The following is an 18284-nucleotide window of genomic DNA, read 5'->3' on the forward strand; positions in this document are numbered from 1 at the left end:
AATAGAAAAATATAATTTTTATAAATCATAATAATTAATGAAATCATCAGATTCTGGAGTATTAGCAAACTGATCTATAAATTTATGTAAATCTTTAATAAATTCTTTTTTACGTTCAGATTTATCTTTAATTTTACTATAATCTTTTTTTATACTTAAATTCATTAATATATTATCTGTTTCTAATTCTAATTCCGGAAATTCAGAATCATCCATTAAGCCTAAAGATTCTAAATCTTCAAAGTCTAAATCCAAATCATCAAAATTAACATTATCTTTTTTATTCATCTTAAAAATAATCCTTTAATTATACTTAAAAAAAAGTTTTTTAGGGAAATAATAAATTTTTAATTATCTTCCTAATTGTTCATGAGCACGTGCTAAATGTCCTGCTGCTAAAGCACCTATAAGAGATAATTCTCCAGCCATAACTGTTGAAACTACTACTTCAGCAAAGTCACGAACTGATCCGGAACCATTTAATCCTAAAATTTTTAACCCTTCATTAGCGGTTTCTAATCTTGTTCCCCCACCAACTGTTGCTAATGGTAAATCAGGCATATTTACACTGAAATATAAATCTCCATTACGATTTTCAGCATGAGTTATGCCTAATGATCCTTCAACAACATGTGCTAAATCTTGTCCTGTTGCTAAAAATATTGCTGCGACCATATTTGCATATTGAGCATTAAATGCCATTGTCCCTGAAACTGCACTTCCAAGTAAATTTTTAGCAATATTTACTTCAACTATTGATTCTGCAGTAGTTTTTAATTTTTTTTCAACAATTTCTTCTGGAATTAAAATATCTGCCACAACAGTTTTTCCTCGCCCTTCTATTAAATTCATATGAGAAGGTTTTTTATCAACACAAGCATTACCACTTAAAGCAATATGTTTAGCATTAGTTTCTTCAGATAATAATTTTAAAACTTTATCAGTAGCGATTGTAACCATATTCATTCCCATACTATCACCAGTACTGTAAACAAATCTAGGATAAACATATGCTCCCACAATTAATATTGGATCTATTTTTATTAATTTACCATGAGAAGTTGTTGACTCTGCTACTTCTTTAATTTTAGAGAAATTATCTTCAAACCATGTTTTAACTTTTATAGCTTCTACACTATTTTCTACTTTAATTACAGGAGCCCGAGTCATCTTATCACTAATAACCCTAGCATTACATCCACCAGAAGCTGTTATAGTACTTGCCCCACGATTAATACTAGCTAGTAATGCTCCTTCAGATGTAGCTAAAGGTACATAGTATTCTTTAGTACATGATTCTCCGTTTATTTTTAATGGCCCTATAACACCTAATGGAATTTGCACTGTACCTATAGGATTTTCAATATTTTTTTTCATTGCAGTATTCATATCAATATTATATGAACCAATATAACTTAAATCAGTGTTAGTTTTTTGAGCAATGAATTCTCGACGAATTTCTAAAGCTTCAGTAGCATCTTTTGTGAATTTATCTATTTGATAAAGTTTCATTTCACCATTAAATAATTTTTGGATGATTTCTTCTTTATTCATTATTATCAATACCTTTAAAAGAAAATTTTAAAGAAAAATATATTTTTAAAATTAGTTTTCATATTTTTTAAAAAATTAGAAAAAAATAAGAGTTTATTTAAACTTTGTTTAATAAGTTTACTATCTCAGATGGTCTTTTTGCAACTTCTACTCCAACATCATTAAATGCTTTAATTTTAGATAATGCAGTTCCACTATCTTCTTCAATAATTGCTCCTGCATGACCCATACGTTTTCCTGGAGGTGCTGTTAATCCTGCAATAAACCCTACTACTGGTTTAGTGATGTTTTCTTCTATATATTTTGCAGCTTTTTCTTCTGCATTTCCTCCAATTTCACCGATTAATACAATTTTATCAGTATCTGGATCATCCTCAAATTTTTGTAAAATCTCAGTGTATTTTGTACCTATTACTGGATCTCCTCCAATCCCTAAACAAGTACTTTGTCCGATTCCTGCATTAGTTAATTGTGATGCTATTTCATAGGTTAAAGTTCCACTACGACTTATTACTCCAACATTTCCAGGTTCGAAAATATGAGTTGGCATTATTCCAAGTTTACCTATACCTGGAGATATAATTCCTGGAGTGTTTGGACCTATAACTGTTTTTCCTTTACGATTAGCATATTCCATGATTTGCATACTGTCATGGACTGGAATGTGTTCTGTAATGATAATTACAAGATCCATATGTTTAATTGATTCAAAAGCTGCATCTTTAGCAAATGGTGCAGGTACAAATATTATACTAGTGTTTAAATCCTCGTTACTTGCAGCTTGTTCTATACTATCATAAACAGGAACCCCATATAACTCTTGACCACCTTTACCTGGTGTAACTCCAGCAACAATATTTGTATTGTAATCTAACATTTGTTTTGTATGGAAAGAACCTTGTTTACCTGTAATTCCTTGAACTAAGGCTCTTGTATCCTTATCTAATAATATCATAAACATTAACCTCTTATTTTATAATTTTTATAATAAATCTTTTAATCATAATTGTTAATCTAATATTTATCATTAGTAATATTAAAAGTTTTTTAAGATTTAAATGAATTAAATTAAATAAATGAAAAAAATATAAAAGTATTTTATTTAAGGATTCTAGTTTTATTCTCAAATGGTACAGCTAAATCTATAATATTACCATTTGTAAATGCAGTTGCGGAAACAAGCACACTACCAGGTATAACATTACATGGAGTATGACGCTTTACAAGATAAGTGTTTTTACAACCTAAACTTGCACCTATCATTGCTCCACTAATCACACCTATTTGTTCTAAATCTTCCACAGTAGCAACTATTACAGGATCATCGGTTTCATTACCCACATAACCAACACCAGGTATCTCATTAATATCTTCACTATTTAAAATGGAAACATCAGTGCAAGAACTTATTCCTTTAGCAGCTTGTATTGCACTTTCTGCAACATGTGCAACAAATGATTCCCCTCCATAAGTATCAAAATGTAATATTACGGCATCAGGAAATCTATCCTCTCGAATATTCGCAGTTGCATAACTAATCCCTTCACCTGCTTCCTCAGATGTTTTCCCAACACCTCCAATATCACCAATATCTTCAGCATTATCTCTTAATATATTAACTATTTCCTTATTGATTAATGGTAAATCTTCATCATTTACAATAGCAGAAATTACTACATCATCACCAGTAATATTAGTTAATCCTGCTTTAATAGCTCCTTTTTTTAATAGTTTGGGAATATCAGATTTTAAATTAGATATTAAATTTTCACTACATGATACATCATTATTTGATATATCCGCACCTATACATGTTATTTTCATAAAAATCCATCACAAAAAATAATTTGAGTATTATAAGTTATATACTTCATCAGCTGGAACAATTATTACATCATTTTCTTTTAAAATATTGGTAAGATTTTCAAGATTTGAAGTACATAATAAAAGAATAGCTTTTTCTGATTTTTCATGAGTAAAAGCATATAAATAATCAAGATTCATATTATTATCTTGTACTATTTTTAAAATTTTACTTAAACCACCAGGAGTATCATCTAATTGAACACCAACTACTAAAGTAACCTTAACTGTAAAGTTATGTTTTTCTAATTCCTCTTTACATTTAATTGGGTCTTGAACAACTAAACGTAATATACCAAAATCACTAGTATCTGCTAAAGATAAAGCTCTAATATTAATATTTGCATTAGCTAAAACATCTAATGCTTTATATAACCGTCCTTTTTTATTTTCTAAAAATATACTTAATTGTTTAATCATTTCGTTATCATTTGACATAATAAAAAACACCTGAAAAGTTTTTTTTAATTAAAATTTCTTTTATCTAAAACACGTTTTGCTTTTCCTTCAAAACGTGGAAGAGTATGAGGTTCTACTAAGGTAATTTTTGCACGTAAACCTATTTCGTTTTGCACATAGTCCCCAATTGTTTTTTGTAAATTCACCATTTTAGTTACATCATCACTAAATAAATCAGGAGATGTTTCTACTTTTATTTCCATTTGATCCATTATATCTGGACGAGTAACAATTATTTGATAATGAGGTTCAACTTCACTTACGTGTAGTAATGCTTTTTCAATTTGTGAAGGAAAAACACTAACTCCTTTTACTTTAATCATATCATCATATCTTCCTTTGATACGTTCCATTCTTGTAAAAGTACGACCACATTCACATGTTTCATAATGTAGGGTTGTGATATCTTTAGTACGGAATCTTAAAATTGGCATTCCTTCCCGTTCAAGATTTGTTAAAACTAATTCTCCTTCAGTTCCCCCTGGAAGTTGTTTACCTGTTTTACTATCAACAATTTCAGGGTAGAAATAATCTTCTGCAATATGTAAACCATTTTGTGCTTCACATTCTACACCTATTCCGGGACCCATAATTTCAGTTAAACCGTAAATATTATAAGCTTCAGTATTATATTCTTTTTCTATACGTTTTCTCATTTCTTCAGTCCACATTTCAGCCCCAAAACCAATAGCTTTTATCCCTAATTGTTTTGGATTAATTCCTTCTTCTTTTGCAACTTCTGCCATATGTAAACCGTAAGATGGTGTAAATATTAACCCAGTAATATCAAAATCATTCATTATTTCAATTTGACGTTTTGTTTGACCAGTACTTATAGGTATTACAGTAATTCCGATTTTTTCCGCCCCATAATGTACTCCAAATCCTCCAGTGAATAATCCATAACCATGTGTATTTTGAAGAATATCTTCATCCCCAAGACCCATACCTGTTAATCCACGTGCCATTATTGTTGCCCAAGTATCCAAATCTTTTCGTGTATAACCTGAAACAACTGGTTTTCCTGTTGTACCAGAAGATGAATGAATTTCTATAATTTCCTTTTTAGGAACTGCAAACATACCAAAAGGATAACTTTCACGTAAATCATCTTTAGTAGTGAATGGTATTTTAGTAATATCTTCTAATGTTTCAATATCCTCTGGGTATAATCCAATTTCATTAAATTTTTTATGATAATAAGGTACACGTTCATAAGCTTGATGAACAGTGTCTTGTAATTTTTTCAATTGCAACTCTTCTAAGTCATCTCTTTGTATGGTTTCTTTTTCTTCATCCCACATTATCATTTAACAATTCTCCTAAAAAATACTAATTTCATATTAATTTATAAATATTATATTTAATTATTCTTTTAATTATACTAATAACTTATAGTTTTTATTTTATAAAAAAGTTTTTTAAGAATTGTTAAAAAGTTAAAAAAAATGAGAAATAGAAAAAAATAATAAAAAATGAAAAAATAAATAATTATAAAAAAATAGTATTAGAATACTTCATTAAGTACAGATAAGGATTTATTAAATGGTGGCATTCCAGAAGTTAATAAAACCACTTTTAATACATCTAAAATTTCATCACGAGTGATGCCTAATTCCTTTTTAGCACTTTCCATTTGTTTTTTGATAGCTCTAGTATCTGAATTTGATGCTGCTATTCCAATAGCTATTAATTTTTGTGTTTTATAATCTAATGCTTTTCCATCCCATACTGCATTATTTATATCTACAATAGCTTGGTATAATTCTTCATTATCATCTTTAACACGTTGCATGCTTTTACCATAGAATACTTCATCTTTCATTTAATGACCTCCAATTAATATTAATTATATACTACTTTTAGTAATATAAAGTTTTTTATATTAATTCATTTAATGCATTTTCAAATTCATTAACTTTAATCTCCCAATCACTACTTTTAACAAATTCTCTACCATTTTTAGCTATTTCATCATATTCCCCTTTATTTAATATATTTTGTACAGTATCAAGAACTTCACATGCATTATCCACATAAACAATACCATGATTCTCACCAAATTCATTATAAATTCCAGGTAGTTTAGTTGCAATAACGACTTTTTGCATTGCTAAATATTCATATAACTTAATTGGTACAATATCTTGCATTATTTCTTCATCTTTATATGCAGGAAGCAAACAAAATGTTGATGATGCTAAAAATTCAGGTATTTTAATATAAGGTTGACGTCCTGTGAGAATAAGTTGATCTTTAAGATTATATTCTTCTTTTATTTTTAGTAAGTCTTCATAGGCATCCCCATCACCTACAATTAAAATTTTCATTTTAGAATATTTTTCCTTATTTTCCCCTAATTTTTTAGCTAATTCTTTCATTCCAGCAAAATTATAAATAAATCCCATAAAAAAGAGAACTATATCATCTGATTGGATATTATATTCATCATAGATTTTTGAAGCATCTAATTTAGGATTATACTTTTTTAAATCTATACCTGCATCAATTAATATTGTTTTATCTGGATTAGATCCTAGGGATATTGCTAATTCTGATAGTTTTTGATTAATTGTTATTACTAAATCAGAATTTTTTAATGATTTAGTGAAAACTTGTTTTCCTATGCCTTGAAAGATTTTTTCAGGAATTAATGCATATAAATTATCTATTAAATAGTATACAAATGGTATATTGTATTTCTTTGCTAGTTTACTTCCATTATAAGAATTAAGTAATCCTAATCCTAAAATAATGTCTGGTTTAAATTCTAATATTTGTTTTTTAATCTCTTTTTGGTGAGTGAAATACATACTTACATAATTTAATCCTTTAATTTTTATGAAACTTGGACGTATTACAGTAATATTTGTTTTTGGGTTGACTTTACAAACATTATTATGTTCTTCGCGGTTATAGATTAATCCATTACTCTCTTTATCATTAGACCAATCGATTGGATAATCAATAACTCTTATTTGATGTCCTCTCCCATCCATTCGATCCATAAGATGATGTTGTTGATGAGGGTTTCTTTTTAACCAGTCAGATTCTTGTAATACTAAAATTTTCATATGCAGTTAAGTCCTTTTTAATTTTTTTATTAATTAAATTAATTTTTGGTTTTTTCTAGTAATTATAATTTTTTATTAAAATTAAATGTGAAATTAATTAAATTTTAGAAAGAATAATTATTTTATATATGCAAAACAAAAAGGATTAACATATAATATAAGAGGTCTTAAATTTGAAAAACAAAATCATAATTTCTAATTTAATGAAAATTTTAATTATTATAATTGGATTATGGGGTATTTATGAATCTATTACTAAATTTCCAAATAGTACAGTTAAATTATATTTTTACACTACTTTAACAAATATTGCTTGTATAATCTTTTCAATATTTTATTTATATAAAAACATAAATAAAAAAACATATAATGTAAATAAAGAAAGAATAATAAATATTATTTATTATATCATAACTGTCTCCATTTTTATAGTGTCATTAACTTATAATTTAATTATATTTCCTAATTATCATACAAATCTTATTAATTATGGAATGGAAAATTTCATATTTCATTTAATTGTGCCAATATTATTTGTATGTGATTGGTTAATATTTGCTAAAAAGGATTCTTTAAATATTAAAAGTATTTATTATTGTTTAATACCATTTATAGCATATTTAATAGGTATTTATTTTAGAGCATTCTTTATTGGGACAAAAATTTTTAGTGGACCAAATAGTGGAAATTCTTTGTACCCTTATTTCTTTTTAGATATTGATAAATTAGGTTTAAGTAATGTAATCATCTATATTTTTATCATATTAATTTTAATATTAATATTAGAATATATATTAGAAAAATTTGGAAAAAAGATTAAATTAAACTAAAAAGTAAAAGGTTTTGAAAATTTATGAAAATGCCTGAAATTATAAAAAATGAATATTTTGCTCCTTGTGGTTTTAATTGCCTATTATGTGAAAAACATTTAAAAAATGATAATGCTTGTCCAGGTTGTAGAATTAGTGATTCTGGTAAAAGTAAAAGTAGTTTAAAATGTAAGATTAAAAATTGTTTTGATAAAAAGAATTTTAAATATTGTCAACGATGCAGTGAATTCCCCTGTAAATTAATTAAGAAACATGATAAAAATTCAAAGAAAAGATATGGATTAAGCACAGTTGATAATTGTAAAAAATTAGAAAATTCAGGTATTGGTAAAATTTTAAAAATGGATTTAGATAAGTACACTTGTGAAAATTGTGGTGGTGTAATCTGTTTCAATGATGAAACTTGTAGTGAATGTGGATTTGAATATATTGATATAAATAAAAAATAGTTATAAAAGAGGGAAAATTCCCCTTTTTTAAAAAAATTTCCCTTTTTCTATGTTTAATCAAATTCTGCTGATTTTTGAATGTCTTCCCAATTGTTTTCAAACCATTCATGTACTTTTATGAGTCCATCATCAAAGCTTACAGTTGGTTTGTATCCAAGAATATCATGTGCTTTATCTATACAACTTAAAAGTTTAGTTTTTGCATCCCAATTACGGCGTTCTGCATATGCTATTCCTTCTGTATTTCCAGTTAATTCATTTACTCTATTAGCCATATCTATTACTCGATGATCTTGTCCAGACCCTAAGTTAATAGCTTCTCCTATTGCTTCTTCTTCTATACCCATTGCAAGTAATCCACTTACTATATCTTCTACAAATGTCCAGTCACGAGTTTCTGTTCCATTTCCTGTAATTGGTAAAGCGAGATTATTCATACTCCAATAAAAAAAGTTAGGTATTACATTTCTATATTTTCCTGGTACTTCTCCGGGACCAAATACATTGAAGAATCTTGCATTTACTATTGGTAAATCATAAAGGTTATGGAAGTAATTAGTATATAGTTCACCAAGTAATTTTGTTACTTGGTATGGGGTGTGTAAGGAGATTGAAATGTCATCTTCTTTAAATGGCATTTTACTGTCTAAACCATATACTCCACATCCACTACTTGAGAATATGAATCTATCTACATTAGTGAGTTGGGAGTATTGTAAAACTTTTAACATTCCTAAACCATTTACCATTAAATCTGTTTCAGGCATATCTACACTATTTTGATTTGCAAAGTGAGCAGCTAAATGGAAAACAATGTCTGGACTTTGTTTAAATACTCTTTTTAAGACTTCATCATCACGAATATCCCCTTCAATAAGTTCTATTTGATCATAATCAGGAACATTCCATTCATAAGCAGAAGACATATTATCTAAAATAATTACTTTTTCAGCATTTAATTCTGATAAAGCTTTTGTTAAGTTACTACCAACACATCCTGCTCCACCTGTCACAAGGACAGTTTTTCCTTCATATTCGTTATAAGTTCTCATAAAAATCAATTTTTAATTTATATTATTTATTATATATTGTCATAATTATTTATAAAATTTAATATTACTAATTAAATAAAATATTTTAAATTTAATAATTTTTTTATAAATTTTTTTAAAAAACCAAAAAGTTCATTATAAATTTTATTTTTTCAAAAATAGATTAGATTAAACAATACACTCCTCTAAATTTTCTATTTTTTTAAAAAAAATTTATTAAATTAAAATTCTTTTTGTTAATAATGAAAGCACTAAAAAAATTTATTTATCCTAAAAAAACTATTAAATGAAAATATGATAAATTTATTTTCGTGCTCTTCCAATTTTACGTGCTATAACTAGTTCACCTACACTAATTAAACCTGCAAAGAAATTTTCTAAACCACGTGTAGCCCAAATTGCTTCACCGAAAGTAGCTTTTTTAATGTTTTCTTCATACTCTTCAGGAGTTATTTTTATACCTGTTTGTTTAGTGGATACAACTGCTGAAGCTTCCATTAAATCTTGCCAATTTACGCCTTTTAAACTTTTTAACATTGCTTCATATAATTTATAAACTTTAATATCATATAAGTCACTGAAAGTTTTAATCATATCAAAAGATCTAATGATTCCTATTACTTGGTCCTCTTTATTTAAAACTGGAATACTTACAAGTTTACGATTAGTAGTTTCAATTACAGCTAAACGTGCTTGTTCTCCTTCATATATTGTCCATACTTCTTCAAATGAGTGCATTACTTCAGATACAATATCTTTATTTTCTCTTAAACCTCTTGTAATATCTAAACTTGTTACCCATCCTACTAATTTCATATCAGAATCAAGAATAGGGTAAGTGAATACTTTATGATCTTCCATGATTTTACTTACATCATTTATGGAATCATTAACAGTTCCATATATGAAATTTTTATCCATCATTTGTTTTGCTTTCATTATTAATTACCTCAAAAAATTTTTAAATTTAATTATTTATAAATTTTATACATCTACTCTATTGGTTTCATTTCTAATGCTCTTACAGGACACCGTATAGTGCACTCTTGACATCTAATACATTTATTATCTTGTAAAACCGCTTTACCATCAATTACTTTTATTGCTCCTGTAGGACAATTTTCTTCACATAAAAAGCATCCTACACATAAATCATCATCAACATGTATTTTATTATAAATTTGTACAGGTCCCACATAACGTTTTAAATTAATTACTTCTTGTGTACATAAATTAGCACAAGATCCACAACCTACACATAAATCTTCATTAATAAATGGATATTTATGTTCATCATCCATTTCAGGATATATTTTACCTGTTTTTTCTTCTATGTAAAGTTTAGATCTCATTTGTATAGCATCAGTAGGACAATATTTAGTACAAGTTCCACACATTATACAATTTTCCCTATTAAAACCTATTTCTTCCATTCTAACTATTCTATGAGGAACTTTAACTTCAGTTATATCATAAATTACATTTTCATTATTTATAACTTTAGTATTACCTTCTAATACATATATTGCTGAAATTGGACATGATTGGGCGCATATTTCACATTTCACACAATTATCTAAAATTTTTGCACGTATACCTGCATTCGATGAACGTATTGCATCTACAGGACATTCTTCAACACACAGATTACATCTAACACAACGTGGAGAAATATTAATATATTTATCAATATTATGATAATCATCAATATTGACTTTTAATTCTTTATTCTCATCCAAATCCACAGATTTAAGGACTATTTCCCGTTTTAATTCTTCAATGTCCTTTTTAAATCTAATTTCCATGTCCTTTACCTTCATTATATTTTATTAATTTATTTTAATAAAGCTTCAAATTCTTCTAAATCTTTTTTATTTGGAAGATTATTTAGACCTTTACCACTTATAGATAAAGATGCGACCCAATTACCTAATTTACATGAATTTTCTAAAGAATATTTATTTAAATAACCATATAAAAATCCTGCATTAAAACAATCTCCTGCAGCAGTAGTATCAACTACATCCACTTCATATGCAGGGATTTTTACTTCTTGTAAACTATTTATAGCATAAACACCTTTACTTCCGTTTTTAACAACTACTGTGTCTATACCTTCATCTAATAAATGAACACTAATATCTCTAAAAGTTAAATTATCTTCTTCTTTTAAATTAAATTTTTCACAAAAATAATCTTTAAATAATAACATTAACTCATTTTTATTTATTAAAAGTATATTGGTCCTTTGAAGTATTTTACGTAAACCATTAACTCCTTTTTTAACATATAACATTCCTGGATCAAAACTTAATATTACTGAATCATTTAATTTATCTAATAACTCATTTTGAGCATGAAAACTTTCACCTACAAAACTAGTATAATGTAAAATTTTTGTTTGATTTATAAAATAATGATTTAATTCACTAATAACTATATCATCGTTTACTCCAGGATCAACATATAAAGATCTAACACCATTTTTATCAACAAATCCTAAAACTTTCCCAGAATGACCTTCTTCAGCATAGATTAAATGGTTTAAGAATACTCCACTTTTTGCTAAATTCATTTCTAACATATCACCATCATCATCTGTTGCAATTTTACCAATATAAGATGTTGGTAATCCCAGTTTGGATAAAGCAATCATAGTATTAGCTGCTGATCCTCCTGGTGATGATGTTTCAGATTTAATAAATGTTTCTTCATCGGGACCTACGATTTCATCTACATAAAATAGTTTATCTAAATTTAAAGCTCCAAATCCTATGACTTTTACTTTTAAATCATCATCCATCACAACATCAGGTTTGGGCATATTTGTATCAGATCTTAAATATTGATTTTTATCTTCATTATTAGTCATGTGAATTTTACCTTTGTGTTATTTTTTTATTTTAAGATGTCTAACAAGTTAGTTGTATTATCGCCAAGTTTTCCTCCAAAATTACCTGCAGATATACGTAAAACTCCAGGTACTTCGAGTATTGCATCTACACTATTTTTTATTGCTAAATTTAATTGTTTTTGATTCACAGAATTTAAAACTATTTCAGGAATATAATTAACTCCATTAGGGACTTTAGATTCTTCACCTAATTTATTTTTTAATGAAGGACAGTAAGGATGATTTGAAGTTGGACCTATCCAAGGATAATTAGTTTCAGGTTTACTAGCAGCTGAACAAACTCCAAAAGGAGCAATTACTCCAGGAACATCCATGATTTCATCCATGATTAATTTTCCTGCTTCTAAAACAGCTTCTTTAGTTTCACAGAAATACCAATAATTTCCACCCATTATACCATCAGCATAACCAAATTTAGATTCGATTTGGAAGTCAGGTACTGCTATAGGAACATTAATCATTTCTCGATTATATTCATTTATTTCCCATTCAAAACCATCACCACAATGTCCTACATTTCTCATCATTTCAATGTAACCTTCAGGATTATTTGTTACATTAAACATTTTAGTGAAAGGTTTAACAAGTATATCTTGTCTAATTCTGTAAGATAATTCTACCTCAAATTTTTCGAGGTTATCTAAACCAAACCAGTATTGACAAATAGCACCTGGTCTTCCATCAGGTGTTGCATTTGGATCTACAAAAGATTCAACTCCTGCTTCAACTCTACCTATAACTGCACTTGGTGTTGAGGTAGAATCATAAGCAGCATTTCGAACTGTATCCCAATCTTCTGCAGTTATTAATGCTCTAATATATTTACCATTCATTGATTCAAAAAATGTATCTTCTACTTTATCTGTATAATCCATAAATATTTTACCTTCTATTAAATCTTTTTTAACCTAATCCACCAATATCTGTTCCTCGAATAGATTGTCTCATTTTCATACTTTCTTGGATTAAGTATTCTCTATTTTCATCGGTTATAATTTCTATTAAAGGTAGTGTTTTTCTTTGATATTCCTTATCAAATTTAACAACTAATTCCTCATCATTTAACATGATAAAAAATGCTTCTGCATGGCCTTTTTCAGAGTATCTTTGGACAAATTCACGAACATAATCATTATCGTAACGAGCATGTAAATCTACAAGTAAAGAAGTTACAATAGTATTATCACTAATAATTGCTATATCTGCTGCTTCAATAGCATAAGAATTACCATTAAATGCAATAGCAAGACCACCATTTTTTTTAGCAAATTCTAATGGCTCAACATCTGTTATACTGTCTCCCATATACATTAAATTGTTTGCAGGTAAATCTTCACGTTTAAGTATTCTTTTTACGGCTTGTCTTTTTCCTTCACCACCAACAGTATCAACAGTTTTTACTAAATCATAAATATCCATTTTTGGTAATTTGTCAAAGAAAATTTGATCTAATTTATGAAATTGATCTATATCTTGAGGATTTAATTTTAGTATATCATCATGAAATATTTTTAATTCTTGTTTATCCTTTTCATTAATAGGTATATTATCTAAATCTAAATGAGTATGAACAGTGTTATCATAAGGGAAATGAGTATTATCACATAAAGCTTGTATATATTGACCATAACTTGTACTTACAATAAATGAATGAACTTTATCCTTCACATAATTTAAAGTATTATCTGCACCATAAACTAAATTAACATTTTTTCTAGAATAATTTATTAAATCTTGATTATTTACATCATATGCTTTAAAAAATGGTGCTATTAATTTAAGTGTATCACCAGCATGATATCCAGGATGATTAGCTTCTACAAGACAATCATCATACTTACTTAAAATTTTGAAAAATTTTCCACCTTCAGGTATGAATTTTTCTGCAACTTCAAATGCATTATCATTTAAAGTTAATGGTCCCTCACAATCTGTTATAAATGATTTTCTAGAAATTTTTCTCAACTCCCCATTTTAGGTTTTAACATATTTAATAAAATATTTTTATTGGGTTACATGAATTTTTATTGCATTAACTGGACAAATGGATTCACATTCTCTACAATTAATACACTTACTCAAATCACATTCAATATTATCATTTATTAATTTTAAAGCATCTACAGGACATTTATTAACACATACTCCACATGCTTGACAATTATTTGATTCTATAGTGAATTTTCCATCACGTAAACCTTCAATATTTCGTCTACAGAAATATAATTTATCTTTATCTCCATCATAATAATCTTCAATTAAATTTATTGCATCGAAATTACAAGCTTTCACACATTGACCACAATATACACAATTTTCTCCAATAATTATTGGATTAGGTAAATTATCCTCAATTGCATTTACAGGACATACTTCTAAACATAATCCACAACCAATACAATTGTTTTCATTAACTTTAATATTCCTATTAGGTAGATAGAATTGCACTAAATCACATACTCTATCAACAGTAATGTCTTCATTAGTATAAGAATTTAAATTATTTTTAAATGTATCAGTAACATTAATTCTTAGGAATTCTGAATCTGAAGCGGTTTCAACTTCATTACCTTTTAAATCCTCAAATTTCATACTCATTTCTTCAAGAACTGTGTCAACTTCTATAACATCTTCAGATAATGCTAAAGAGTCCCTATCCAAAATTTCTTTACATAAATCTAATGATTTTAATCTATTATATATTTCAAAAGCATCATCTCTATTAGTGTAACTTATAGAACTAGAAGGACAAACACTCATACATTCTTCACAACGTGCACAATAAGAAGGATTTATATAAGGAAGATTATTAGTACCTACATTCATTGCTCCTTTTGAAGGACATATTCTAACACAAGTCATACATCCAATACAAGAATCTTGATGAACAATTATGGCATTTCCACCTTCTATAGCTTTAGGCAATATTTCACCATATTTTATTGCATCAGCCGGACATGATCTGAAACAAAAACCACAACCTATACATTTATCAGTATCAATTTCACTATGAAATTCACCATCACCTTCAGTAGTTAAATGAATTGCTCCAGTTTTACAAGCTTGTACACATGCCCCACAAGCTCTACATAATTTAGTATTTATATTTGGTGCATTTTCACGGATAGGGTCAGCTAATTTCTTATTTATTTTAATTGCATCATAAGGACAAATATTAGTACATAAGACACAACCAAAACAAGAATCTGATATTGTAACATTTTTAGTTTTTTTATCAATTGAAATTGCTTCAATAGGACAAACATTTAAACATGGTTTATCTTCACAGTACATACATTTACTGTAATCAATTTCCCAATCTACAGCAAAATCTCTTAAAGGTCTTGGTGTTTTTGTTAAAGATTCCATTTAATTGTCCTCCTCTTGAATTTCATTGTTTTGAATTGGTTTAAAATCATTACCTAAATCTGAAGGTTTGCATGTTATATTAATAATTTTTTCTTCTTTATCTAAATGATTTTTAGCTACGAAATATTTTATAACTCCAAATGGACAAGATTGATAACATATACTGCATCTTAAACATTTATTTTTATCCCTTACTATTGTGTCTTTTTCTTTATCAAATGTTATTGCTTCTGTTGGACAATCTGGAATGCACATTTGACATTTTTTACATTCATCAGATTCCCATGTTATAATTCGAATTGTTAAACGATCTACAGCATTTTCAACAGTATAGAAACATTCATCTTCATCATTTAAGTAGGATAATGCTTCATCCCAAAAATTAGATATAGGGAGTTTCAATTTTAAAAGTTTACCTTGTGGTAATTTTAGTAAATCTGCTTTATGATCATCTACATAGTTTTCTATGGTTTTAACCACTAAATTGATAACTTTTTTCTGTTCTTCAAGGTCATGAATGTAAATTCCTTTCATTGCCCCTTTAACTGGACATACCTCTTGGCATTTTCCACATTTAATACATTTAAGTTGATTTACTTTATAATAATCATTTTGAATGTTAATTGCATTAACTGGACATATATCATGACATTTCCCACAACTTATACATAAAAAATCATCAATCATGTACATTTTTTCTCTAGGTATGATTATGAATTCATCATGAATATTATGGTTTTCTCCGCAGTGTATTGTTTTAGGTTCACTTGGACATACTTCTGCACAGAATCCACAACGAATACATGCAGATTTATTGAATATTGGATATGTTAATCCTTCACCAGTTTTTGAATCAGTATCCCTTATAAGTTTGATTGCTGTAGGTGATGGGCATGATGCTGTGCATGATCCACAACCTATACAATTTTCTTTTATTATTGTTGGGAAATCTCTGAATCTGTCTGGTTTTTTTGCAATATCTTCATCAGATTTTGCATTTGCAAAACCTTCTATCCATGCTTTTTTTGCAAATTCATATAAATACCATATTACAGAAGTCATTTTATTATACCTTAATACTTATTTTTTTAATTAAATTCTTTTTAAAACAAATCATTAACTGTTGTTTTTCCAGTATTCACATCAACTACTACTCGTTCAGCACATGCTAAACATGGATCTACTGAAGCATATGTGGTTACTGCATCTGCAACAGTTGCTACTCTTTTTAACATGAAATTTTCACATGAATCAATATTCATTATACTTGGAGTTCGTATACTTATATGTTTTATAAGATTTCCATTGGTTTCTATCATATAAGCTACTTCTCCACGAGGAGCTTCATTTCTCCAATCTTTATAACCTGAAACTACTTCTACAGGGATTCTTATATCCCCTTCTGGAATATTATCTATTGCTTGATGTATAAGATCTAATGATTGAGTTACTTCATCGTAACGATTCATGGTTCTTGCGAAATTATCTCCTTCTTTTCGCCATATTGGTTTAAAATCAAAATAATCATGATATGTTGGATGTGGTTCACGGTAATCATGTTTCAATCCACTTGCTCTACCAATAGGACCTACTGCTCGGCCTTTTATTGCTTCTTCTCTTGTCATTACTCCAACATCTTTACAACGTAAACCAACTAATGGTCCTTCTTCAAATAATCTTTTATGTATTTCAAAGTCTTCTTCTATATGGGATAGTCTCTCTAGGATTGAATCTAAGTGTTCTTGTTTAGCATCCATTCTAACTCCACCTATTACATTCCAACCCATATTTACACGGTTACCTGTTAATAATTCGATTGCATCCATCGCATATTCTCTTAATCTTAAAACATCCATATATAATGTTTCATGATCCATTGTTTTGAAGAATGTTGAATTAGCTAATAAATGTGATTGTACACGATCTAATTCATTAGTAATTACACGTAAATATTGTGCTCTTAAAGGTGCTTGAACTCCACAAATCTTTTCTATTGTTTCTGCAAATGTTTGAGTATGTTCATATGAACAAATTCCACAGACTCGTTCTGCTAAATAGATAGCTTTTTGCCAAGTTTTTCCTTCCATTATTTTTTCTATTCCACGATGAACATAACCATAATCAATTTCAGCATCAATTACTCTTTCCCCTTCAGTTTTTAGTTTTAATCTTAATGGTTCTTTTAATCCTGGATGTATTGGGCCAATTGGTAATATCATGAGAAAATTCCCTCCTTTTAAACTTTTATTTTATTCATCATCTTTTTCATTCGCTCTAGCTTCCATTGCACCTGGTGCAACAGCTAATATGGCTTCTAATATTTCATTAGGTCTTGGAGGACAACCTGGTACTTCAGCAGCTATAGGTATGAAATCTGAAGCTGGTGCATTAACTGTTCCTCCTTCTTGGTTAAAAACATCCCCTGATTGAGGACAATTACCTATTGCAACTACAAGTTTTGGTTCTGGCATTTTAGTATATATTCTTCTTAAATTGTCTTTCCAATGATCTGTAACTGCACCAGTTAATAAGATTATATCCGCTTCACGAGGATTATTTTGAAGATATATTCCATATTGTTCTAAATCATATCTAGGAGAAGTTACGGCAACTAATTCCACATCACAACCGTTACACCCACCACAATTAACTATACAAACATGAATTGAAGTTTTCCTAAAAATGTTCTTCAGCTTATTAAGCATTATACTTTCACTACC

Annotated in this window: 20 protein-coding genes; 2 read left to right on the forward strand and 18 right to left on the reverse strand. The window is 28.0% G+C overall.

Annotation, left to right across the window (positions count from 1 at the left end):
* Nucleotides 1–18: 18 nt before the first annotated feature.
* From ACA135_RS04535 to ACA135_RS04570, 8 genes are all read right to left on the reverse strand, one after another.
* Entirely contained in the window at nt 19–288 is a 270-nt protein-coding gene (locus ACA135_RS04535; RefSeq protein ID WP_409197582.1) for a hypothetical protein, read from the reverse strand.
* A 63-nt stretch (nt 289–351) separates the two neighbouring features.
* A complete protein-coding gene (gene hmgA / locus ACA135_RS04540) occupies nt 352–1554 on the reverse strand; it encodes a hydroxymethylglutaryl-CoA reductase (NADPH) (protein ID WP_409197583.1) in 1203 nt (400 codons plus the stop codon).
* Between the two features lie 97 nt (nt 1555–1651).
* Complete coding sequence (sucD, locus tag ACA135_RS04545; protein ID WP_409197584.1) at nt 1652–2509, reverse strand: succinate--CoA ligase subunit alpha; 858 nt, start codon at nt 2507–2509, stop codon at nt 1652–1654.
* Between the two features lie 143 nt (nt 2510–2652).
* Complete coding sequence (locus ACA135_RS04550; protein ID WP_409197585.1) at nt 2653–3378, reverse strand: hypothetical protein; 726 nt, start codon at nt 3376–3378, stop codon at nt 2653–2655.
* A gap of 30 nt (nt 3379–3408) precedes the next feature.
* A complete protein-coding gene (locus tag ACA135_RS04555; RefSeq protein ID WP_409197586.1) occupies nt 3409–3855 on the reverse strand; it encodes an acetolactate synthase in 447 nt (148 codons plus the stop codon).
* 26 nt (nt 3856–3881) lie between these two features.
* A complete protein-coding gene (locus tag ACA135_RS04560) occupies nt 3882–5180 on the reverse strand; it encodes a phenylacetate--CoA ligase family protein (RefSeq protein WP_409199087.1) in 1299 nt (432 codons plus the stop codon).
* Nucleotides 5181–5383: 203 nt separating this feature from the next.
* On the reverse strand, nt 5384–5701 hold the full coding sequence (locus tag ACA135_RS04565) for a carboxymuconolactone decarboxylase family protein (protein ID WP_409197587.1): 318 nt from the start codon (nt 5699–5701) through the stop codon (nt 5384–5386).
* A 55-nt stretch (nt 5702–5756) separates the two neighbouring features.
* Complete coding sequence (locus ACA135_RS04570) at nt 5757–6950, reverse strand: glycosyltransferase (RefSeq protein WP_409197588.1); 1194 nt, start codon at nt 6948–6950, stop codon at nt 5757–5759.
* A gap of 173 nt (nt 6951–7123) precedes the next feature.
* Between ACA135_RS04570 and ACA135_RS04575 the strand changes: the two genes are divergently transcribed.
* Together ACA135_RS04575 and ACA135_RS04580 are read left to right on the forward strand one after the other, a co-directional pair.
* Nucleotides 7124–7780 carry a Pr6Pr family membrane protein gene (locus ACA135_RS04575; protein WP_409197589.1) on the forward strand — a complete coding sequence of 219 codons (657 nt, stop codon included), beginning with the start codon at nt 7124–7126 and terminating at the stop codon, nt 7778–7780.
* Nucleotides 7781–7803: 23 nt separating this feature from the next.
* A complete protein-coding gene (locus tag ACA135_RS04580; RefSeq protein WP_409197590.1) occupies nt 7804–8229 on the forward strand; it encodes a DUF3795 domain-containing protein in 426 nt (141 codons plus the stop codon).
* A 53-nt stretch (nt 8230–8282) separates the two neighbouring features.
* Here ACA135_RS04580 and ACA135_RS04585 read toward each other — a convergent pair whose 3' ends face one another.
* From ACA135_RS04585 to ACA135_RS04630, 10 genes are all read right to left on the reverse strand, one after another.
* Nucleotides 8283–9281 carry an NAD-dependent epimerase/dehydratase family protein gene (locus tag ACA135_RS04585; protein WP_409197591.1) on the reverse strand — a complete coding sequence of 333 codons (999 nt, stop codon included), beginning with the start codon at nt 9279–9281 and terminating at the stop codon, nt 8283–8285.
* A 303-nt stretch (nt 9282–9584) separates the two neighbouring features.
* Entirely contained in the window at nt 9585–10220 is a 636-nt protein-coding gene (locus ACA135_RS04590; protein ID WP_409197592.1) for an HPP family protein, read from the reverse strand.
* A 53-nt stretch (nt 10221–10273) separates the two neighbouring features.
* Nucleotides 10274–11086 (reverse strand): 4Fe-4S binding protein, encoded by an 813-nt coding sequence (locus ACA135_RS04595; RefSeq protein ID WP_409197593.1) that lies wholly within the window; start codon nt 11084–11086, stop codon nt 10274–10276.
* Between the two features lie 29 nt (nt 11087–11115).
* Nucleotides 11116–12153 carry a carbohydrate kinase family protein gene (locus tag ACA135_RS04600; RefSeq protein WP_409197594.1) on the reverse strand — a complete coding sequence of 346 codons (1038 nt, stop codon included), beginning with the start codon at nt 12151–12153 and terminating at the stop codon, nt 11116–11118.
* A gap of 26 nt (nt 12154–12179) precedes the next feature.
* Nucleotides 12180–13070: a formylmethanofuran--tetrahydromethanopterin N-formyltransferase gene (locus ACA135_RS04605; RefSeq protein WP_409197595.1), complete on the reverse strand. Its 891-nt coding sequence runs from the start codon at nt 13068–13070 to the stop codon at nt 12180–12182.
* A gap of 28 nt (nt 13071–13098) precedes the next feature.
* Nucleotides 13099–14160, reverse strand: coding sequence for an HAD hydrolase family protein (locus tag ACA135_RS04610; protein WP_409197596.1), 1062 nt, complete (start codon nt 14158–14160; stop codon nt 13099–13101).
* A 39-nt stretch (nt 14161–14199) separates the two neighbouring features.
* The gene (locus tag ACA135_RS04615) at nt 14200–15564 is read right to left on the reverse strand and encodes a 4Fe-4S binding protein (protein ID WP_409197597.1); all 1365 of its coding nucleotides are present in this window, start codon (nt 15562–15564) and stop codon (nt 14200–14202) included.
* Nucleotides 15565–16626, reverse strand: coding sequence for a 4Fe-4S binding protein (locus ACA135_RS04620; protein WP_409197598.1), 1062 nt, complete (start codon nt 16624–16626; stop codon nt 15565–15567).
* Nucleotides 16627–16667: 41 nt separating this feature from the next.
* Nucleotides 16668–17783 carry a nickel-dependent hydrogenase large subunit gene (locus ACA135_RS04625; protein WP_409197599.1) on the reverse strand — a complete coding sequence of 372 codons (1116 nt, stop codon included), beginning with the start codon at nt 17781–17783 and terminating at the stop codon, nt 16668–16670.
* Nucleotides 17784–17813: 30 nt separating this feature from the next.
* Nucleotides 17814–18269 (reverse strand): NADH-quinone oxidoreductase subunit B family protein, encoded by a 456-nt coding sequence (locus tag ACA135_RS04630; RefSeq protein WP_409197600.1) that lies wholly within the window; start codon nt 18267–18269, stop codon nt 17814–17816.
* Nucleotides 18270–18284 lie beyond the last annotated feature (15 nt).

It is taken from the genome of Methanobrevibacter acididurans (assembly GCF_046197875.1).
Taxonomy (GTDB): domain Archaea; phylum Methanobacteriota; class Methanobacteria; order Methanobacteriales; family Methanobacteriaceae; genus Methanobrevibacter_A; species Methanobrevibacter_A acididurans.